General features: G+C 57.9%; 18 protein-coding genes and 1 tRNA gene. 12 read left to right on the plus strand and 7 right to left on the minus strand.

Annotated features, from left to right (window positions below; all coding sequences use genetic code 11):
• Positions 1-177: 177 nt before the first annotated feature.
• The 6 genes from KUV72_RS13325 to KUV72_RS13350 all read left to right on the plus strand — a co-directional run bounded on the left by KUV72_RS13325 (position 178) and on the right by KUV72_RS13350 (position 4,522).
• Positions 178-744 carry a helix-turn-helix domain-containing protein gene (locus tag KUV72_RS13325; RefSeq protein WP_261317487.1) on the plus strand — a complete coding sequence of 189 codons (567 nt, stop codon included), beginning with the start codon at positions 178-180 and terminating at the stop codon, positions 742-744.
• Positions 741-1,466 (plus strand): AzlC family ABC transporter permease, encoded by a 726-nt coding sequence (locus KUV72_RS13330; RefSeq protein WP_222163657.1) that lies wholly within the window; start codon positions 741-743, stop codon positions 1,464-1,466. Before KUV72_RS13325 ends, KUV72_RS13330 begins: the two co-directional genes overlap by 4 nt.
• Positions 1,463-1,804, plus strand: coding sequence for an AzlD domain-containing protein (locus tag KUV72_RS13335; RefSeq protein ID WP_222163658.1), 342 nt, complete (start codon positions 1,463-1,465; stop codon positions 1,802-1,804). Before KUV72_RS13330 ends, KUV72_RS13335 begins: the two co-directional genes overlap by 4 nt.
• Positions 1,805-2,089: 285 nt before the next feature.
• Positions 2,090-3,337, plus strand: a complete 1,248-nt coding sequence (locus tag KUV72_RS13340) for a PAS domain-containing methyl-accepting chemotaxis protein (protein WP_261317488.1) — start codon at positions 2,090-2,092, stop codon at positions 3,335-3,337.
• Between the two features lie 281 nt (positions 3,338-3,618).
• Positions 3,619-3,692 (plus strand) — tRNA-Gly (locus tag KUV72_RS13345).
• A 434-nt stretch (positions 3,693-4,126) separates the two neighbouring features.
• A complete protein-coding gene (locus KUV72_RS13350) occupies positions 4,127-4,522 on the plus strand; it encodes a helix-turn-helix domain-containing protein (RefSeq protein WP_222238735.1) in 396 nt (131 codons plus the stop codon).
• A gap of 34 nt (positions 4,523-4,556) precedes the next feature.
• Here the strand turns inward: KUV72_RS13350 and KUV72_RS13355 are convergent, their stop codons facing one another.
• From KUV72_RS13355 to KUV72_RS13370, 4 genes are all read right to left on the minus strand, one after another.
• Positions 4,557-5,066 carry a M15 family metallopeptidase gene (locus KUV72_RS13355; protein WP_261317489.1) on the minus strand — a complete coding sequence of 170 codons (510 nt, stop codon included), beginning with the start codon at positions 5,064-5,066 and terminating at the stop codon, positions 4,557-4,559.
• A 170-nt stretch (positions 5,067-5,236) separates the two neighbouring features.
• Positions 5,237-5,536 carry a hypothetical protein gene (locus KUV72_RS13360; RefSeq protein WP_222238736.1) on the minus strand — a complete coding sequence of 100 codons (300 nt, stop codon included), beginning with the start codon at positions 5,534-5,536 and terminating at the stop codon, positions 5,237-5,239.
• 91 nt (positions 5,537-5,627) lie between these two features.
• Complete coding sequence (locus KUV72_RS13365) at positions 5,628-7,319, minus strand: glycosyl hydrolase family 28-related protein (protein WP_222238737.1); 1,692 nt, start codon at positions 7,317-7,319, stop codon at positions 5,628-5,630.
• Positions 7,320-8,512: 1,193 nt separating this feature from the next.
• On the minus strand, positions 8,513-9,430 hold the full coding sequence (locus KUV72_RS13370; protein WP_222238738.1) for a YeeE/YedE thiosulfate transporter family protein: 918 nt from the start codon (positions 9,428-9,430) through the stop codon (positions 8,513-8,515).
• 277 nt (positions 9,431-9,707) lie between these two features.
• Between KUV72_RS13370 and KUV72_RS13375 the strand changes: the two genes are divergently transcribed.
• The 4 genes from KUV72_RS13375 (at position 9,708) to putP (ending at position 16,026) form a co-directional block, all read left to right on the plus strand.
• Positions 9,708-10,079: a hypothetical protein gene (locus tag KUV72_RS13375; protein ID WP_222238771.1), complete on the plus strand. Its 372-nt coding sequence runs from the start codon at positions 9,708-9,710 to the stop codon at positions 10,077-10,079.
• 92 nt (positions 10,080-10,171) lie between these two features.
• Entirely contained in the window at positions 10,172-11,020 is an 849-nt protein-coding gene (locus tag KUV72_RS13380) for an AraC family transcriptional regulator (protein ID WP_206943552.1), read from the plus strand.
• Positions 11,021-11,179: 159 nt separating this feature from the next.
• The gene (gene putA / locus KUV72_RS13385; RefSeq protein WP_222238739.1) at positions 11,180-14,371 is read left to right on the plus strand and encodes a bifunctional proline dehydrogenase/L-glutamate gamma-semialdehyde dehydrogenase PutA; all 3,192 of its coding nucleotides are present in this window, start codon (positions 11,180-11,182) and stop codon (positions 14,369-14,371) included.
• A gap of 176 nt (positions 14,372-14,547) precedes the next feature.
• A complete protein-coding gene (gene putP, locus KUV72_RS13390) occupies positions 14,548-16,026 on the plus strand; it encodes a sodium/proline symporter PutP (RefSeq protein ID WP_222238740.1) in 1,479 nt (492 codons plus the stop codon).
• 150 nt (positions 16,027-16,176) lie between these two features.
• Here putP and KUV72_RS13395 read toward each other — a convergent pair whose 3' ends face one another.
• Complete coding sequence (locus KUV72_RS13395; protein ID WP_222238741.1) at positions 16,177-16,470, minus strand: hypothetical protein; 294 nt, start codon at positions 16,468-16,470, stop codon at positions 16,177-16,179.
• Between the two features lie 554 nt (positions 16,471-17,024).
• Between KUV72_RS13395 and KUV72_RS13400 the strand changes: the two genes are divergently transcribed.
• Entirely contained in the window at positions 17,025-17,633 is a 609-nt protein-coding gene (locus KUV72_RS13400; RefSeq protein WP_222238742.1) for an OmpW/AlkL family protein, read from the plus strand.
• 202 nt (positions 17,634-17,835) lie between these two features.
• Complete coding sequence (locus KUV72_RS13405; protein WP_222238743.1) at positions 17,836-18,477, plus strand: OmpW/AlkL family protein; 642 nt, start codon at positions 17,836-17,838, stop codon at positions 18,475-18,477.
• 111 nt (positions 18,478-18,588) lie between these two features.
• Here the strand turns inward: KUV72_RS13405 and KUV72_RS13410 are convergent, their stop codons facing one another.
• The gene (locus KUV72_RS13410; RefSeq protein ID WP_222238744.1) at positions 18,589-19,089 is read right to left on the minus strand and encodes a gamma-glutamylcyclotransferase family protein; all 501 of its coding nucleotides are present in this window, start codon (positions 19,087-19,089) and stop codon (positions 18,589-18,591) included.
• A gap of 165 nt (positions 19,090-19,254) precedes the next feature.
• Positions 19,255-19,599: a YqcC family protein gene (locus KUV72_RS13415; protein ID WP_222238745.1), complete on the minus strand. Its 345-nt coding sequence runs from the start codon at positions 19,597-19,599 to the stop codon at positions 19,255-19,257.
• Positions 19,600-19,641 lie beyond the last annotated feature (42 nt).

Below are 19,641 nucleotides of genomic sequence, written 5' to 3' on the forward strand. Positions count from 1 at the left end.
ACAGCTCAGCGTTCACGTTGACGACACGGCACAAAGACAGCTATGTTCCATTTATCGAACGTTCTATTTATCGAACGCTCTACTCTTCGAGCGCCCAGGTGACGAACGCTTCGTTGAGCGAACACGGTAACGTCACAGTGAACCATCCATCGAGCGATCGCCTAATGGAACGCGCCCATGATTGACGACCACCTCCGCCTGGACCCCATGCCGGAAGCCTCTATCGACGCTGAGGCCCTGGGTCGCCACCTTCAGCAGTTGCGGGAAACCCGAGGCTGGTCCTTGTCACGTCTCGCTAACGACGCAGGGATTGCTAAATCGAATCTGTGTCGTCTGGAGCAGGGAAACGGCAATCCCACGCTGGATACCCTCTGGCGACTGGCGGCACAGTTGGAGGTGCCTTTCGGCACGCTGATCAAGCCCGTCACTGCTGTACTGGACGACCAGGGCGTGCAGATCCAATTGATCGACCAGGGACACGACCGCCCCAGCGTCGATATCTACTGGATGCACCTGGACGCTCAGGTGGAACGCTGGAGTCTCGGTCACCCCAAAGGCGTTAGAGAGACCATCACCGTGATCTCGGGCAGCCTCTGCACCGGCGCAGAGGCACTGACAAGGACACTAGCACCCGGCGACAGCCACAGCTTTGCTGCAGACGGCCCTCACCTGTACGCCACCGAGGATCAAGCCTCTTCGGCAATCGTCACCATCGTCTACCCAACAAGGACTGTACAGACATGACGACCACCTCTCCCCCATTGACCGCGAGCGCCTGGCTGGTCGGGGTACGCGAAGCCATTCCGCTGCTGGGTGGTTACATTCCCATCGCTATCTCCTTTGGGCTGGTGGCCGTACAGGCCGGGTTCACTACATGGGAAGCTGTCGCCATCTCGACGCTGATCTACGCCGGAGCGTCCCAGTTTGTCTTTGTCGGCATGGCAGCAGCAGGAGCTCCGCTGTGGCTGGTGGTCGGGATGACGCTGCTGATCAACCTGCGTCATGTGGTCTACGCACCCAATCTGGCGGCTCACATGTCTTCCAGTCGATGGTGGCCTGCGCTGATGCATGGCCTGACCGATCAAGTCTTTGCATTGGCATTGACACGCTTGCCTCAGCTGGCCAGCGAGCAGCGACTGGGCTGGTACAGCGGTGCGGCGCTGCTCGCCTGGTTCGCCTGGATTGCCGGAACTGCCGCTGGCGCGATAGGAGGAGAGTGGGTCGTCCAGCGCTGGCCATTGCTCGGCGAGGTAATGCCGTTCGCCTTGCCGGCTCTGTTTCTGGTTCTGGTAGCGCCCCGCATGAGCAACTTTCGCTGGGCCTGCGCCACCGTTGTTACCGTGCTTGCCGGACTTGCCCTCGCCCTTGGCGGGATTGCCAATGCGGGTATCCCCTTGGCCGCCTTGACTGGCGCGCTGTGCTTCTACACCGTCAAGCATGCCCCCACCCGGAGACGCTGCGCATGAGCATGGAACTCTGGCTGGCCGTCGCCGCCACCACCGTCGGTACCCTGCTGATGCGCATGCTGCCGCTCATCTGGATGCGCAAACGTCTGTCGCGTTCAAGCGCTGAAGCGGGCGTCGATACGTTGCCACAGTGGCTGTCTGTACTGGGGCCTCTGATGATCGCTGCCGTGCTGGGTGTGTCGCTTGCACCGAGCCAGAACACCCTGGCTGGTTGGACCGCTACCCTGCTGGGAGTCCTGGCGACCTTGATCACCTGGCGTCGGACTCGATCCCTTGGCTGGCCAGTCGCCATGGGCGTCGCGACCTATGGCGCAACGTTACTGTTGTCGGGGCTATAACGCGGTCGGCCAAGCAGTGCACTGCCTGGACGACAACCCTGCCTCTTCTTCCTAACCATGACTAATGCTTAAGCATGAATCACTTCATTTATCTAATACTTTAGCAGCACAGCCAAAGCGTGAGTCACAACATCGCCACCGATGACGTTTGCAACGTTTACGCGTGATTTTTCCCTGATATGCCATAAATAACTGACATATCAAAAGAAAAGCCCTTCAGGCCTGCGCCCTGCCGCCGATACCTCGGAAGCATCCCCTTTTCGCTTCCGAGGCTTTCCCATGGTTATGGCAAGAAGAACAAGCGCGCTGCGATATGCGCTCAACAGCCACACCGCCTGCATCACCTTTCTCCCGAACGGCACCATCCTCGACGCCAGCGCCCACTTTCTCAGCACGGTTGGCTATCGGCTCGAGCAGGTCAAAGGGCAGCATCACCGCATGTTATGTCCTGACAGTGTGGTGTCATCGCCTTCCTATCAGGCGTTCTGGCAAGCACTGGCCAACGGCAAGCCTGCCAGCGGTACCTTCGAGCGCATCGATGCCGACGGTAATACGCTCTGGCTAGAGGCAAGCTACCTGCCCATCAAGAACCGCCGGGGTAAGGTGAAGCGCATTCTCAAGATCGCCAGCAACGTCACTCGGCAACGGCTTTCAGCGGCCGGCCAAAGTGCCATTCTCGACGCCCTGGATGGCTCCATGGCAATGATCGAATTCACTCCCGATGGCTATATCACCAACGCCAACACCAACTTCCTGTCGGCAATGGGTTACACGCTCGAGGAGATTCAGGGCCAGCATCACCGCATGTTCTGTGACGACGCCTTTTACCTTGAATACCCACACTTCTGGCAGGAGCTAAGCAGCAACCACTACAAACAGGGAAGGTTCCAGCGGTTCACTGCCACGGGGCAGCCCATCTGGCTGGAGGCCACCTACAACCCTGTGACCGATGCAGCAGGCAGGGTATGTCGCATCATCAAATTCGCCACCGATATTACCCGAGCGGTGGCAACCGAGGATGCTGCGAGAGCTGCTGCACAAGCGGCTCGCGTCACGGCGGAGCAGACCGAGTCGATTGCCGCAGGAGGGCTTGAGCAGCTCCAGCAAGCGGTAGCCGCTGCCCGGCAGGCCAGCTCGGATATCAAGGCAACCCAGGCCATCGTGACCGCTTTAGAGGAACAGACGCGGGCGATCAATGCCATTACGGCATCTATTTCCTCCATCGCACATCAAACCAACCTGCTGGCCCTTAACGCCGCCGTGGAAGCCGCCAGAGCAGGCGACCACGGCAAGGGGTTTGCCGTGGTCGCCCAGGAAGTTCGCTCACTGTCCCAGGGGTCTACCCAGGCGGCATCGAGAATCGCCGACGTACTCCACGAAAACAACGAGCGGATACGCCTCGCCAGCAAGAAGATGACCGAGATCGTCAGCGTAAGTGAATCGAGTCAAGCGAGCGTCAGCGACGCCCAGCAGGTCATTGAAGAGATCATGGAGGGTGCTCGTCGCATTTCCACTGCGGTTAGCGCGCTCTAACCATCATAGAACCTGGCGAAGCGGCCTTGAGCCCTTTGCCGGACATTCGGTCAGCGATCCCGTCAGGCGTCCCCTCAGTAAAAGGGACCCTCAGGGACCACATCCTGCATGCTGGAACAGGACAGCATGTCGGCAACATCGGCGGCAAGATCGACGACAAAGGCGACTCTCGCGTCAGCCACATAGCGACCAGGCGGTCGCGATGATGATAGGCCGAAGCCGGCATGCCCCGTCTTTTTCTTGCAGGCTTAAGCAACTGAGATTACTATCGAAACCACCTCGCGGGTGTAGCTCAATGGTAGAGCAGAAGCTTCCCAAGCTTAAGACGAGGGTTCGATTCCCTTCACCCGCTCCAGCGCGCTAGTTCCCCCGGTCCTCTAGCACCACCTCTTACCTTGTTTAACCAACACCTCGCTATTGGCAAGAAGCAGCGCTTCGTTTACACGACTCCACAGTGTCTACCCAACGCCTTTCAGGCGTTATTGAGTCATCAATGTAGCGTCGCCCAGGCAGCTGTGATATCGCCAACCTTCCTGGCATGCATAATCTTTCCCTGCATCACCTCGCTACGAATGGCAGTTCCTTGAGCCAAATAATAGTGAAGGCCCCATCATTCCCACCGTACCGCTGCCTGCCACTCGACTAGCATATTCAAGGAATGTGCTGGCCGCCCCCTTCCGTTATATGCTTGTTCTCCGAAAATCAGTCTCTTAATATTCAATAACACCAATGTTTGACAACACCTTTTTTCGGCGACGTTGAATGACGACCTATCGGAAGGGGAAAGATATGAGTGATCAAAATATAAAAGACGCCAGATCACATCTTCGTGAACGCGTACAGGCTCTCGTGCTTGATGCGATGCATCGCCATGGCTGGAGTCAGGCAGAACTGGCTCGCAAGGCAAACATGCCAAGAAATTGCATCAGCCTCTATGCAAGAGGAAAGTCCATACCCAGTAGTGAGTATGCAACACGTCTGGCAAAGGTTCTTGCGGTAACACCGGGCGAACTCACCGGCATTACACAGGCTGATGAAAAAGCGCCGCACGCCGAATGGATTGATATACGAAACACAGAGAATGGCTATTACTTGTTATCCTTTCAGAAAGAACTGACCGCCTCACAGCTGACTCAGTTTCTGGAGCTGATCGACAAGATTGATCAGAAAAAAGGGGCGACATGACACATGTAGCCCCTGGCGCGTTATCCTGTAACGCCTATAAGGGATAGTGCTCCCATGGAAGCTGAAAATGCGGCCCATCCTTGAGACTCTTCCAGTCCCCTCCCCACTCAACGGGTACGCCCAGCCGCGAGGAAGAGGCTTTCATTGCATCAGCAATCACTCGATAGTCGGGCCACTCCCAAGAGGCGCGGCCATCCTTGAGTGCCACAAGATCTACAGCATGCCCGGTAAGATGCCGGCTATTGAGCGTCTTCGTCACCCCCAATGCCAATAACGCCCGCTGTCTCTCCAACGATCGAACCCCTTCATTCACAAAGAAATCGATCTGGCTTAGCGTAATGCAGCGGTACACCAACGCTTGCAGGTCAGGATGAACGCCGACAAGGTTGTCGACACTCCGCTTGCCAAGCGAAAAACCTGAAGGCCTATCGTGCTGCCCAGCGTTGTAGTCACTATTTCCGTTGGTATTTCTTCTGTTTCGCTCTAATGTCGTCACCATGACACCACCTGCTATCACCGTATCATCTACATACAACAAACTCATTCAAGATCACTTTTTTAGCATTACCGTACCACTCAAACATTGTAACTTCATCAATCACTGTGCTGTGTGCTGTCGGCTTCAAACATGTAACAAATAAGTCCTCGATCACACGGCATCAGTACGTTAGTCCTAGATTGATCGTCGACGGCCACCATGGCTTACCATGCAAACTACTTAACGACTATACGCTCGATCAGATGAATCGCCCACCGACCGATAAAGGAAGGACCGACCCTTCCTAACATTACTGCCACAGCGATTTCCGTCCAATTCTTGAGATAGAAGTAATCACTTAACCCTATACTTACGACCACTAACAGGATCCCACCGCAGACTTCCGTTGCAACAAGAGTCACATTCAACTTGGTAATGTCTCTTTTGCGAAAGTTATCCAACCATCTGACGATGGAACCAAGCGCTACCGCGCCGCTGGTATAAAGCAGCATCACCGCATCATGAGTTCCATCCATTTTGATATTCCTGAGGTTCGTTCAACCTAGATGCCTCAGACGTGCAGCGGGCAGCCATCACCTGTCAGGTGGCGACTGCCCCTCCGTCTAGTCAATGAACATCCTCTACGACCGCCAGTTTCCTGACCCTTCCCGACATATCCTTGATCTCGATAAACCCTGTGACAGCCGCCGAGGAAGTTGGCGAAAAGCGCCCGAACCTGACATGCCCCGCTCCCGATGACAAAAGCGCGATATCCTGGTCTGGATACGCATCGTCAACGCTGCTTGCTCTGATACCCACCCAGCGCTTATCAGCGTCGGTCGAAAACACCTCCAGCTGATTAACTGCTTGATCCTTTCCAGCACCATTTATTAGCTTGAGCACTGGCCCTGCTTCGACTGAGAATAGAATATTACGGGAAGACAACGACCATCCGTTTACCTCTGACCGTGTCAGCGAGACATCCCCGGGCCCCTGTGCCAAGGCACTACCCATTGCAGCTGAGTCCACAACGCCTTCCGTTACCACGTTGGTAATGACGTTATCTCTAGACGTCATCGTGTCCACCGATATACCCGATCGAATACACACGATATTCGACAGGATATTACACTCCCCGCCCTGCAGCTGAATGCCGCAATTTTGATCGAGATCAGGCCGGAAGTCATCGCCAAGACTACTCAACATCACCACATCAGATAGAGTACTGTAACTTGTCGTCATTAACAGTGCACAATACTCCTTCATTGCCTTGCCATTACTGCTGTTGGCCCGGCTACCATCACACCTCCGCTGAAGAAAGAAGCAGTTAGAGATATTATTGTATTTGCTCATATGGTGTAGAACTGCTTGAGAGGCCTCCATCCAAATGCCATACTGCTCACAGGAATAATGCCCCCCACGTATACTAAAATTATTTGATGGTGTTATCAGGTCATGGAAGTGAATCCCCACATTAGCTGCAACCACCACTCCATCGACCCAATTATCTCCTTCACTTTGTCCGGATATTGAAAACCCAGTCTTCATCCGATAGACATCGACTTTAGAGAATACTACCCCTGTACTACTTCGGACATCTACGCCAATAGTATTGGTATCGTAGTTGTCAATACTGGAGCGCTCTTTACCATAGATAAAGACAGAACTAAGAATAGACTTATCGGCATTCTCCATCCGTATTGCCGTCTTCCATTCGTAATTATTCACACCCACTGAAGACGTATCAAACCCATGAAACTTCAGGTTTTGGAGGAAGAAGGCTGGGGGTTTCGGACCAGATTGATCATGTGACACTAGCGTTAAGCCAGTATGAATGCCTCTCGACTTGGCAAGAAACCCTAGCTCCGAGATAACAGCAGTATCCCTTCCCGTATCTGTCGTTGTGCCTAGGGTAATCCCACCCTGCAAGAAGACGAGTTCGGTTGAACGTGACCCATCTCCTTTAAGAGAGACCACCTTGTTGATCAGCAGCGGCGCACTGATAAGGTAAACGCCACAGGGAAAGTACACCGTTTGCCCGATGCCCGCGGCCTCAATGGCCGTTGCAATGGCGGGACCATCATCGGTCACACCGTCAGCCACGGCCCCGTAGTCCTTCACATTGATGTACTCGTGAAATCTCTCGGCCAAGGTCCTTGGCACGCCGCCGGCAGGTGTAGTGACAGATACGCTACCGATATCTCCTACCTCGACAGTCCCGGCGTGAACTGCCCGCGCCGACGCTGGCGCCCTGAAGGTATCACGAACAATAATCGGAGATCCTTCAGACAACAGTTTATCAATATGATGTGTAGCCATTTTCGTACGCTCCCGACATTCTCTCGAGCGGGAATGTCGCTTTCTCGCCGGTGCCAAGCGAGTTATCGCCAGGCCAGCTCAACCAGCACCACACCTTTCCATTGCCCGTTAGCTTCATTGGCCATGGTTAACGTTAAACTGGCAAGGTCGTGCTTCAGAGATATGCCCTCCAATACCCAATGACACTCTTCCCAACTGACAGTGGCATACCGACTTCTTCACGATGATGATGTCGCATTGATAACGCGACACTCTGAAATGTATTATGCGAAATACACACCGTAAAGCTTACCCCCCCAAACAGGGTATCAACCTCTTACCTCTCACAGCAATTTTCGCAGACCACTGAATAGCCATGAATATGTTAGCTCACGAGCAATACTTCCGACTTCAACCCCTTGAAATTCATAGACATTAGAATTCGGTCGCTATGCCTTCATCAAGCGTGAGTCGGAAGAGCCAGCACGATAACCTCATTTTTCAGTGTCATAGGAGTTTGTTATCTTCAACTACGGTAAGTAACAACCGGCAGATCGGATAGCCATTGCAACGATGTGACAACAACTCCTTATTGCAACAGAAATTTTTTACGTTCACAGGGAGACAGTCGCCAGGATGACCATGACCCTTACGGGAGCTCAAATACACATCGGGCAGTAGACGAACTAACCCAGATCGACAGTTTGGACTACCCTTCCTACTTCGCTTGCGAGCAACCGTGACCGACAACCATTACCGTCACGCTTTTCCTCAACATCCATCAGCTGACTTCTCGTGAAAGGTGCTATGTACATAAGGTGTTGTGAGTAGTGGCTAGCCCGTGAAACTAGGCTTCTCCGCAATCTACCAGCTCGCCTTTCAACGTCACTTAGTAGATGTATTAAGTGCAATACAAGCGTCGCACCACTTCATGCTGCCCACCGTCTCACAGGGCTTGCCATCTTCATCTGAATCGCTTACCACCGATGGCATGCACTAGTCCTGAGCGTCAACTTACCGATCACCGGCGCGGCGTCAGGACGTACGACTCACATAGGTAGGGACACGCTGAATACATCCGCCGGGCAGCATGAGGCACCCGCAGCGGATAACTCGGAGCCTACGGGGTATAGGTAAGACGTTCGAGCAGTCCGTAACGCAGTGAATCGGCGGCGCTGGCATTGATGCAGCGCTTCCTATGGCGGTATTCCATGCTAACGGGAGCGCTGGGTGAAACGCTCTTCCAGCACCAATCCGAGCCATATCCCCAAAATCATGAACAAGAGGGCGACGACCGCGCCGGGTGAACCGGCCGGGAGTGCGATCAGTAGCTGCAGGTCATTTCCTCCCAACGCCAGCGCAGCGCCGACCCCCATCCCCACCCCGGCGACAAGGTGTTTCATCCAGCGCGCCACCATGAAGGGCTCAGTCTCTTTGAGTCCACGACGCGGCGCTGCAGCCATCATTCCCGCCACGATCAACACGCTGATCAACACTCGCGAGACACTTGGCCAGTCGATGGACATATGTTCCATCAATGGCCTCTGGGCGACATCGCGAATCAGTTGACTTGGTGACCAGTGGGGTTCGAGCGCGCCGAGTACGCCACCAATAGCGCCAAACACCACCACGCCAGCATAGATACGGCGATGACCAGGAGAAAGGCGCCAGATCGCAAGCAGTGATAGCGCGACGACCCCCATCACCGCCCACCAGGCAGGCGCGAAGGTCATGTTCAGAGTGGTATAGGAGATGTCGGGGGATAGCCAATACAACAGCCACCATCCCAGGACCCAGCCGGCAATAGTGGCCAGCATATGCCACTGGCCTCTGGCCAGCGCCGACAGGGTCGAGATGGAGCAGCCATGATTGACCGCTGCTGCCAGGCCGAACAAGCCTCCTCCCAGGACGAAGGGCCAACCGGCGGCATGCCGCATCAACACGTCACCCAGGGGAAAATGCACCAACCATGGACTGATCATCCAGAACCAGGCGCCACAGCCCAGAATGGTCAGTAGCAGTCCAGGGCGCCACATGCGCAGGCCTTGTACCGCTCGGACCATACATAGCCCGGTTCGCTGGGCCAGCCAACCGAGCAGCACTGCCAGTACCAGCGTTACCCCTAAGACCATCAGCACCCCTCGTTGTCTCGGTATCCCCACCACGGATGCGACAGAGGCAACCTTGAGTCATCCATCGGGCAGGCCGTCTCCCGTGATGCCGCCGCTCTGAGCCAACGCATGTGCCCTGCGTAGGATCATTCATTCGTCATGTAACAATATGCAATCCACGATGGGTGTACCACAGTCCCCCAGCGCGTAGGCGCGTCACGGGACATTCACGCCAAGATATGAGAGGCTGTCCCAGCCACGCTCGCTTCCACCACTCTTGCGCAGCTCCACCATGACCTTGTCCTTGTTTCTCCTCGTTTTTGCCGTCTGCTTAGTTATCTTTCTGGCGGTGCTTGCGGTGCTGATGTTATCGGGTACACCGCGATATCGGACGGAACCCCGCCACTTGCTGGACCTGTTCGACCGTGCCCTGGCCAGCACAGTCAGCGAAGATGAGTGGAACGCGGTCATCCTCTATCCGATTCGCCACGACGAGTATCTGGAAGGCATCCGACGGCGGGCCCGCCACCTGGTAGAAGAGCACGGTCGGTTTGGGCGCGTCAGTCGAGGCAAGTCGCTGCTGGACCCTGCTGGGCATGAGGACCTGCGGGCATTGCGGGACCACCTGGCCGCTCACACACGTCTGCAGGAACGCCGCCAGCAGCCGTAAGCCAGGATCGTAGCGAAAGACGGGTGTGCGATGAGAATTGTGCACCGATGAGTTATGATAGCCCCTTCATGAGCCTAGGCGGGAGGCATGGGATGAGCAGCGCCATCAGGCGAATTCCCCTGGACACCGCGACGCAACACCATTCTCACGACTACCACCAGATCGTTATCGCCCTGGCCGGTCGTGCTGACTTCGATATCGAGGGCCTTGGCGGCACCATAGAGCCCTTCTGTGGCTGCATCGTTCCTGCCAACCACCTGCACTACTACGCTGGCACTGGCAACAACCGCCAACTGATCGTCGACCTCCCCCATGACGCCCTCGCCTTGACCGGCCATCATCACGAGCTATCGCGCCTATTCGACGCACCGCGCTTCTTTACGCTGGACGCACCGCTGAGACGCTACCTGGATTTCCTGGTGGCAGAGCTTGACCATCTGGCCGAAGAAGGCCCGGTGCCAGCGCTCCACCAGGAGCGACTCGCCACGACCTTTCTCGGCTCTCTTCATGCGCGCTTAGCGGCTGACTGCGGAACCAATGCCCAGCACCGACGCATCGACCTGCGCGCCCTCGACCGCTACATCGATGATCACCTGGCGAGGCGCTTCAAGGTCGCTGATCTGGCGGCCTTCGCCTGTCTCAGCGAAACCCACTTCACCGAGCGTTTCCGCGCCCAGACAGGGTTATCTCCCTGGCAATATGTCATGCGCCGACGCCTTCAGGCCTCGCAGCGGCTGCTACTGCGAAGCCGCCTGCCTCTTTCCGAGATTGCAGCCCTCACGGGCTTTGCCCATCAAAGCGCCCTGTCACGTGCCTACCGCAAGCACTTTGGCCACCCGCCCAGTCAAGCACGACGCCACCTGAGCGGCGCTGCCGCGTTGAATCACGCTCATCTCTCTGCCAACACGGCTCAGCCTGCCAAAACTGCACAACAAGGCTAGGGTTAAGACACAAGGACCGGGGATTTAGCAAATCCTTCGGTGGATATGGCAAGCATGAAAGATGTCTGCCACCTAGGCTTGCCACCATGCCCAAGTTTCGCGACTCGGATCGCGATTCGCTCTTCCCGCCCCCTGGCGGTTCACTCTTTGGGGACTGACATGCTCAACGCCAACAACATGCTCGACAACGCCACCTGGCAGCAGGATCTGGACACCCTCTTTACCCGTATCAGCGACCATTACGTGGTCGCGGAAGACGCTTTTGTGGGTGAACTGATCGCGCTGATCGATGGCAAGGACGAGCACATCGAGCGCGTCGCACAGAAGACAGCGTCACTCGTCCGCGAGGTCCGCGAGATGGACACTGCGGTAGATACCATCGACGAGCTGCTGCAGCAGTACAGCCTGGACACCCATGAAGGCCTCATGCTGATGTGTCTGGCTGAAGCCATGCTGCGCATCCCCGACAAGGAAACGGCGGACGCGCTGATCGAAGATCGTCTGGGTCCCGCGGACTGGAAAGCGCACCTCGGCAAGAGCGAGTCGTGGATGGTCAACGCCTCTACCTGGGGGCTTCTGATGACCGGGCGCGTGGTCAGCCTGGACAAGCCCAAGGATGGCAAGCCCAGCGGCTTTATCAACAAGATGGTCAATCGCATGGGTGAGCCGGTGATTCGCCGGGCCATGGTTGAGGCGATGAAGGTCATGGGCAAGCAGTTTGTCCTCGGCCGCGACATCGACGAAGCGCTCAAGCGCTCCAAGCCGCTGTTCGACAAGGGCTACACCTATTCCTATGACATGCTGGGTGAGGCCGCGCGTACCCGCCGTGATGCCGGCCGCTACTACGAAGACTACGCCACCGCCATCCGTCAGGTCGGCAAGACCAGCCGCCAGCTGGGTGACAAGACCCCAGCACCGTCTGTGTCCATCAAGCTTTCGGCGCTGCACCCCCGCTACGAATTCGGCCGTCGCGAGCAAGTGCTGAACGAGCTCGTCGGCACCGTCAAGGAACTCGCGGCACTTGCCCGCGAGAACGACGTCGCCGTTACCATCGATGCCGAGGAAGTCGACCGCCTGGAGCTCTCCCTGGAGGTCTTCCGCGCCGTCTACGAAAGCGACGTCTGCAAGGGCTGGGGCCATTTCGGACTGGTCGTACAGGCATACTCCAAGCGCGCCTTGCCGGTCCTTCACTACCTCAACCGTCTGGCCGATTTCCAGGGCGACGAAATCCCCCTGCGTCTGGTCAAGGGCGCTTACTGGGATACTGAAATCAAGGAATCCCAACAGCTGGGGGTCGACGGCTACCCGGTCTATACGCGCAAGGCCTCCACTGACGTGGCCTATCTCGCCTGCGCCCGCTTCCTGCTGTCGGACGCCACCAAGGGGCGCATCTTTCCCCAGTTCGCGACCCACAATGCCCACACCATCTCCACCATCCTGGAGCAGGCCAACCACACGCGCAGACCGTTTGAATTCCAGCGCCTGCATGGCATGGGTGAAGCGCTATACGATGCCGCACTTCAGCGCGCGCCCGAAGGCACCTACTGCCGCATCTATGCGCCGGTAGGGGCACACAAGGACCTGCTGCCCTACCTGGTCCGCCGGCTGCTGGAAAACGGTGCCAACTCATCCTTCGTGCACCAGCTCGTCGACCCGAAGGTGCCGGTGGAGTCCCTTTGCGTGCACCCCATCGAGACCCTGCGTCAGTACAAGACCATCGCCAACCCGCAGATCCCTCTGCCGCGTGACATTTACGGTGCCCATCGCCCCAACTCCAAGGGCGTCAACCTGACCATCAACAGTCAGTACCAGCCGCTGATGGAGGCCATGTCCGCGCACATGGACACCACCTACAAGGCCCAGCCCCTGCTGGCCTTCGACATTGCCGAGGACGCCGCACAGACGCATCAGGTCACCAGCCCCTATGACCGCAGCAAGACCGTCGGCAGCGTGCAGTGGACCACCCGCGAACAAGCGGAGAAAGCCATTGATGCTGCCTGGGCAGCCTTCCCCGACTGGGAAGCCACTCCCGTCAAGCAGCGCGCCGATATCCTGCGTCGCTTCGCCGACCTGATGGAAGAGCACCTGGCGGAACTGATGGCGCTATGTTCTCGCGAAGGGGGCAAGCTGCTGACCGATGGCGTGGATGAAATCCGCGAGGCCGTCGACTTCTGTCGTTACTACGCCGTGCGCGCCGAAGAGCTGTTTGCCGAGCCTACTGATCTGCCCGGCCCAACCGGCGAGTCCAACCGCCTGTACATGGGTGGCAAGGGGGTATTCGCCGCCATCAGCCCCTGGAACTTCCCCGTCGCCATCTTCTGTGGGCAGCTGGTGGCTACCGCCGTTGCGGGCAATACGGTACTGGCCAAGCCAGCGGAGCAGACGTCGATTGTGGCCCATCGTGTGGTCGAGCTGCTCTATCAGGCCGGCATGCCCCGCCACGTCGTTCAGCTATTGCCAGGTGATGGACCTACCGTGGGTAGCGTGCTGACCAGTGACCCTCGCATCACCGGGGTGGTGTTCACCGGTGGAACAGACACAGCACAGATCATTAATCGTGCCCTGGCCGAGCGTGAAAACGCTGCACTGCCTACCCTGGTGGCAGAGACCGGGGGAATGAATGCCATGATCGTGGACTCTACCGCCCTGCCAGAGCAGGTCGTTGCGGACGTGATTCACTCTGCCTTCCAGAGTGCCGGTCAGCGCTGCTCGGCACTGCGCGTTCTCTACCTGCAGGACGACGTTGCCGACCGCGTGCTGGAAATCCTTGATGGCGCCATGGCAGAGCTGCACGTCGGCGACCCCCGTGACCTGGGTACTGACGTAGGCCCGGTGATCGACGAGGATGCGTCTCGCAACCTTCAGGCACACATCGACAAGCTCAAGGGCGAGGGACGCCTGATCAGTGAGACGCCGCTGAAGCCTGAGCACACCCGCAATGGGACCTTTATCGCCCCCGCCGCCTTCAACATCGACAGCATCGATGCCCTGGAGCGCGAGCAGTTCGGGCCGGTATTGCACGTAGTGCGCTGGAAGTCCAAGGACCTCGACAAGGTCATTGCCTCCATCAATGGCCGTGGCTACGGGCTGACCTTTGGTGTTCACAGCCGCAACGAATCCTTTGCCGCTGAAATAGCGCGGAAAATGCGAGTTGGTAACGTCTACATCAATCGCAATATCATTGGCGCAGTCGTAGGCGTTCAGCCCTTCGGCGGGCAAGGTCTGTCCGGCACAGGCCCCAAGGCCGGTGGGCCGCACTACCTGCTGCGCTTCGCGACCGAAAAGACGGTAACGAACAACACGGCAGCGCTGGGAGGCAATGCGTCGCTGCTGGCACTGGGAGACGAATGACCGGTCGGCCACGGCCGCTGGCATCGGTGGTCTTCTCCGTTACCCCGGGGAAGGCCACCACACCGCAGGGACGCGAACGACCACCGCGCCCACTGAAGGGGTCATCGGTCTTGCTATAAAGACGGTGACGAGAGAACGCCATTCACCCACGACAAAAACCACAAGGAACGCACCCCATGGTCGAAAATAACGCCACGATTGGCATTACGTTCGCGCTCTACCTGATACTGATGCTGGTCATCGGCATCATCGCCTACAAGCGCACCACCAACCTGTCAGACTACATTCTTGGCGGCCGCTCCCTGGGTCCCTGGACATCGGCCATCTCGGCGGGTGCCTCGGACATGTCGGGCTGGCTGTTGCTGGGTCTTCCCGGCGCCGCTTACGTCAGCGGACTGTCTGCATCCTGGATTGCCGTCGGCCTGCTGATCGGCACCTGGCTGAATTGGCTCATCGTTGCACGCCGCATGCGCATCTATACCTTCAAGGCCAGTGATGCGCTGACCCTGCCGGACTTCTTCGCCAAACGCTTCCGCGAGAAGGCGCCTCTGCTGCGGGTCATCTCGGCGGTGTTCATCCTGCTGTTCTTCCTGTTCTATACCAGTTCTGGTCTGGTGGCAGGCGGCAAGCTGTTCGAGACCGTGTTTGGTTTCGACTACACCATCGCGGTCACCGTCGGCACCCTCGCGATCATCTCCTACACCTTCTTTGGTGGCTTCCTGGCGGTATCCTGGACGGACCTTATCCAGGGCCTGATGATGGCCGCAGCGCTGCTGATCGTTCCGGTCATCGCCTTGACTGAGCTGGGCGGGCTCGGTGCCAGCGGCCAGCAGATCCTGGCAGAGAACCCCGACATGCTGAGCTGGTTCGTCGATGCTTCCACCGGCGAAACCCTCAGTACCATCGGCATCATCAGCTCCTTGGCCTGGGGCCTTGGCTACTTCGGTCAGCCCCACATTCTGGCGCGCTTTGCCGCCATTCGCTCCGAGGCGGACATTCCCACTGCACGCCGCATCGCCGTGACCTGGTCAGGACTGTGCCTGGTCTGCGCCATGGCCGTGGGCCTACTGGGCCTGGTCTACATGACCCGTGACCTGGGTGACGGTGAGACCATCTTCATGGTGATGGTCAACGCCATCTTCCACCCTCTGGTCGCAGGCGTTCTGCTGGCAGCCATTCTGGCGGCGGTGATGTCCACCGCGGATTCGCAGCTGCTGGTGTCCTCCTCTGCCCTGACCGACGACTTCTACAAGGCGCTGTTCCGCCCCGATGCCAGCCAATCAGAGCTGGTCTGGGTGGGACGCCTGGCTGTCGTGGGTATCGCCATCGTCGCCTACCTGCTGGCCATGAACCCTGACTCCACCGTACTGGGTCTGGTGTCTTATGCCTGGGCAGGTTTCGGTGCCGCCTTCGGTCCTGCCCTGATCATGTCGCTTTACTGGCGCCGCATGAACCAGTGGGGCGCCCTGGCCGGCATCGTGGTCGGCGGCGTCACCGTCGTGGCCTGGGCTGAACTGTCAGGTGGCCTGTTTGATCTGTATGAAATCGTACCGGGCGTGATCTTTGCCTACATCGCCATCGTGGTGGTCAGTCTTGCCACTCAGGAGCCTAGCCGCGAGATCACCGAAGAGTTCGATACACTGGAAGATGCATAAGCGCTGAATGACAGCCGTCACGCAGAAGGCCGCCCAGATGGGCGGCCTTCTGCATATGGGACGGCCTTCTCATATGGGGCGGTATTTGGCCTGTCACTAGTCACTGGTCACTGCTCACTGCGCCTCGGCCGTTGCATCACTCGGATGCCGTTATATCACGCCAATGGAGCGGGCCAACAACAAGGTGACGAAGGTCGCCAGGGCCAAGGGGTACCAGGGCGCGGCGCTCGCTCTCCGCAGCCACATGAGCATGCGAGACGCGCCGACAGTGGGCGCTGTGACCAACGGGTAGCACAATGGCAGTGCCAAGCCGACGCCGACTACCCAAAGCCCTAGCCCCACCATCAACACACGAGCAGGCAGTGTCAGACCACTGATCAGCCAGGGCTCCAGCAGCAGCCACACCGCCAACAAGGCGGAGGCGCCCAGCGCCAAGGCTGCCATCCCCCAAGGCACGTTGGAGACGCCCAGCAACCGGCTTCGGTTACGTCTGATCACAATGCCGCCCCCGCCATTGGTAGATGATTACCTCACAGTGAAGACGATTTCCGTCCGTTCAGCGAGGTTTCGCGTGGGCCACCCGTTGCCATTGCCCAGGTGTCCCCTGCTAGCCTGAGGCGTCGTCCACGGCAATTGACCGCCCCGTGTTGGCTTTCTCACTGCTGTCCCCTGGCCTTCCAGTCCTTGGCCTTCTGGCACCTGGACTTCTGGCCTCTAGCGTTTGCCCCTCGGGCCGTCGCTCCTGCGCCGTGGACTCAGCTTTTGTCTCGTGGCACTCCGCTGTTTGGCCCGTCACACACCCCAAATGTGCAAAAAAGTTGTACAGATTTGATTCAGTGACACGGTACCAGCTCGTTAGTTCCATAGTTTTTCGCTAGTTATCCCTATCGACTCGATTATTTATTTCTACAAGACATTTAGAAACACTGTTCGTAAACTGTGCCCTGTACAACATAGCTTCACCTTTCGAAGCCATAGGATCATCAAGGAGGTCCACCATGAAAATGACACGACTGATGGGAACCGCTGCTCTTCTCGCCACCACTGCTTTTGCTGCGCAGTCCGCCATGGCCTACCAGGCTGGTGACTTCTATGTGCGCGGTGGCTTTGAGAAGTCCGATCCCACTTCAGACAATGGTGACATCGCTGGTCAGGACATTGATGTCTCCGAAGAGAATGGATTTGCCTATGGCGCAGGTTACCTGTTCCACGACAAGTTCGGCGTCGAGCTGAACGGCTCCGAAGCCATGGAGCATGATATTGCTGTCGGCGGCGGCAACATTGGTAGCGTGGACCGCACCCCGGTCAACCTGATGCTCAACTACTACCCGCTGGGTGGCGTCGAAAACGCCCGTGTTCACCCCTACGTTGGCGTGGGCATGAACTACACCCACTTCTCGGACGAGAGCTTCAACGCCGAATTGGATAGCTCCTATGGCGCAGCCGCACAGGTTGGTCTTGACCTGAGCGTCACTGACAACCTGCTGGTGGGCACCTACGCACGCTACGCTGACGTCGACTCCGATATCGAAGTGAATGGCAGCGACGTCGGCGAAGCCGAAATCGATCCGATGACCATCGGTGCAGGCGTCACCTACCGCTTCTAACCAGAAGTAATTGAAAGACAGCGTCTGATTTCCATAGATCGCTGACACCACGGCGCCTGGCTTACCAGGCGCCGTTTTCGTTGGCCAATCCATTGGCATGAACCGAAAGAGGTATTGAGGCAGGTCAATAACTGCATTCTCACTACAGCATAGACTGGCTCACATCGGGTCCGCCCATTCGCCAGTACGCAAGGAGAACTGCATGCGCCATCCCCTGGTCACTACCGCACTGATTGCCACCCTTGGCTCCGCTGCCCTCATCAGCACACAAGCGCTTGCCGACTATGGCAAGGGCGACTTCTATACCCGCGTCGGTGTGGCCAAGGTCAAGCCTGACTCCGACAACGGGTCCTTGATGGGCGGCACCATGGACACCGATGTCCATGACGACAACGGTTTTGCCTTCACCCTCGGCTACCGCTTCCACGACAAGTTTGGCGTCGAACTGCTGGCCGCCGAGCCATTCGAACACGACGTGGACCTGAACGTGGGTGGCAACGATATTGGCGCGAGCGTCGAGCATCTGCCGCCGACTCTGACCGTGCAATACTATCCCTTCGGTGGCACCGCTTCCCGTGTCCAGCCCTATGCCGGCATCGGCGTCAACTACACCCACTTCTCTGATGAAGACATCGACCTTCAGGGTGCTGACCTGGACCTGGAAGAGTCCTGGGGCTGGGCTGGCCAGGCGGGCCTGGACCTGCTGATCGACGATCACTGGGCGGCCAACATGGCAGTGTGGTATCTGGATATCGACAGCGACGTCGATCTCAACGGCGAGGACATCGGCGAAATCGAGGTGGACCCCTACGTGATCATGGCCGGCATCAGCTACCGCTTCTGATCCAGAGCACGTCCGCATACATGCAGCGCCCGCTCCTGCCAGGCAGGCGCGGGCGCTGTGCTGTCGATGCCAGTGGCTGAGCCTGCGTGAGGCTCGAGCGAGGCAGCGGCTCTAGCGGGGATGGTGGCGAGAAAGTCCCAACCGCCCCAGGGTGGCATCATCGAGGTGCTCGACGGCCTCCACCGCTGCCAACGCCTGGTGGTAGCCCTCGCTCAGGAAGTCACGACCGGCCAGCAGGTGCTCGAGGTACTCGCGGGCGGGCTTGAGCCCCTCCCCCTGGCGCTCGGCGCTGGCGATATACACCCAGGCATCGATGACCCCCTCGGCGGTCTGCAGTGGCAAGCGCTGGCGCGTGTATTCATGGGGATAGCCTTCGAAGGGATCCATGGACGCGATCTGCTCAGGCACCATCAGCTCGAACAGAGCCCCTTCAACGCGCTCGCCAGCAGCGGGCACCACATTGGCGTGGGCAATTCCCGGTACTTTCGAGGCCTTGTTGAAACGCAGTGCGTATCCCTCAAGGGTCGCAGGCAACACGCGTCGCGTGTCTCCGATACGGGCCTCGACCCGTGCCAGGTTCATGTTACTGCCGTAGGCAAAGTACCAGGGCACGTTACGCTCCTCATCATCTTCGCGTGAGTGTTCATGACAGCGTCGGCTGACCTACTGGACGCTCTCTAGACCACTACCTAAAACGCTATCTAGAACACTATCTAGAACAGTATCCGCATCACGGTGCGCACCGGCGATACTCGCTCTGCCGAGGCTGGTGCGGTTTCAGTTGTCGGTGATCAAACGGTCAATGTCTTCCACCACCTTGCGCAGCAACACGCGATCCTGAGCGCTGGCCCCTTCCTGAATCAGATAGGCATCTACCGCAGGAGCGACATCACAGCTGGCGGGCAGCGCTGCCTGTTGATCTACCAGCACCTCAAGGCGTGCAATGAACACAAAGCGCAGCCATTGGGGCAGTGACATGGTGTCGATACAAAACGGCTGCTGACTGTTGAATGCCGCCGGCTCAGGCTTGTCCATGCGCCACATGTTGGCGGCTTTCATGGTGGCCTGAAGCTCCCTCAGGGCTGCGGCAAGATCCTCATGTACAGTGGGTTCGGTCGGCATACAGCCTCCCTGTCGTTAAAAATGAATAAGGTTGGGGCTCTG

It is taken from the genome of Halomonas sp. DP4Y7-1, from assembly GCF_019800705.1.
In the GTDB taxonomy this organism is placed as follows: domain Bacteria; phylum Pseudomonadota; class Gammaproteobacteria; order Pseudomonadales; family Halomonadaceae; genus Halomonas; species Halomonas litopenaei_A.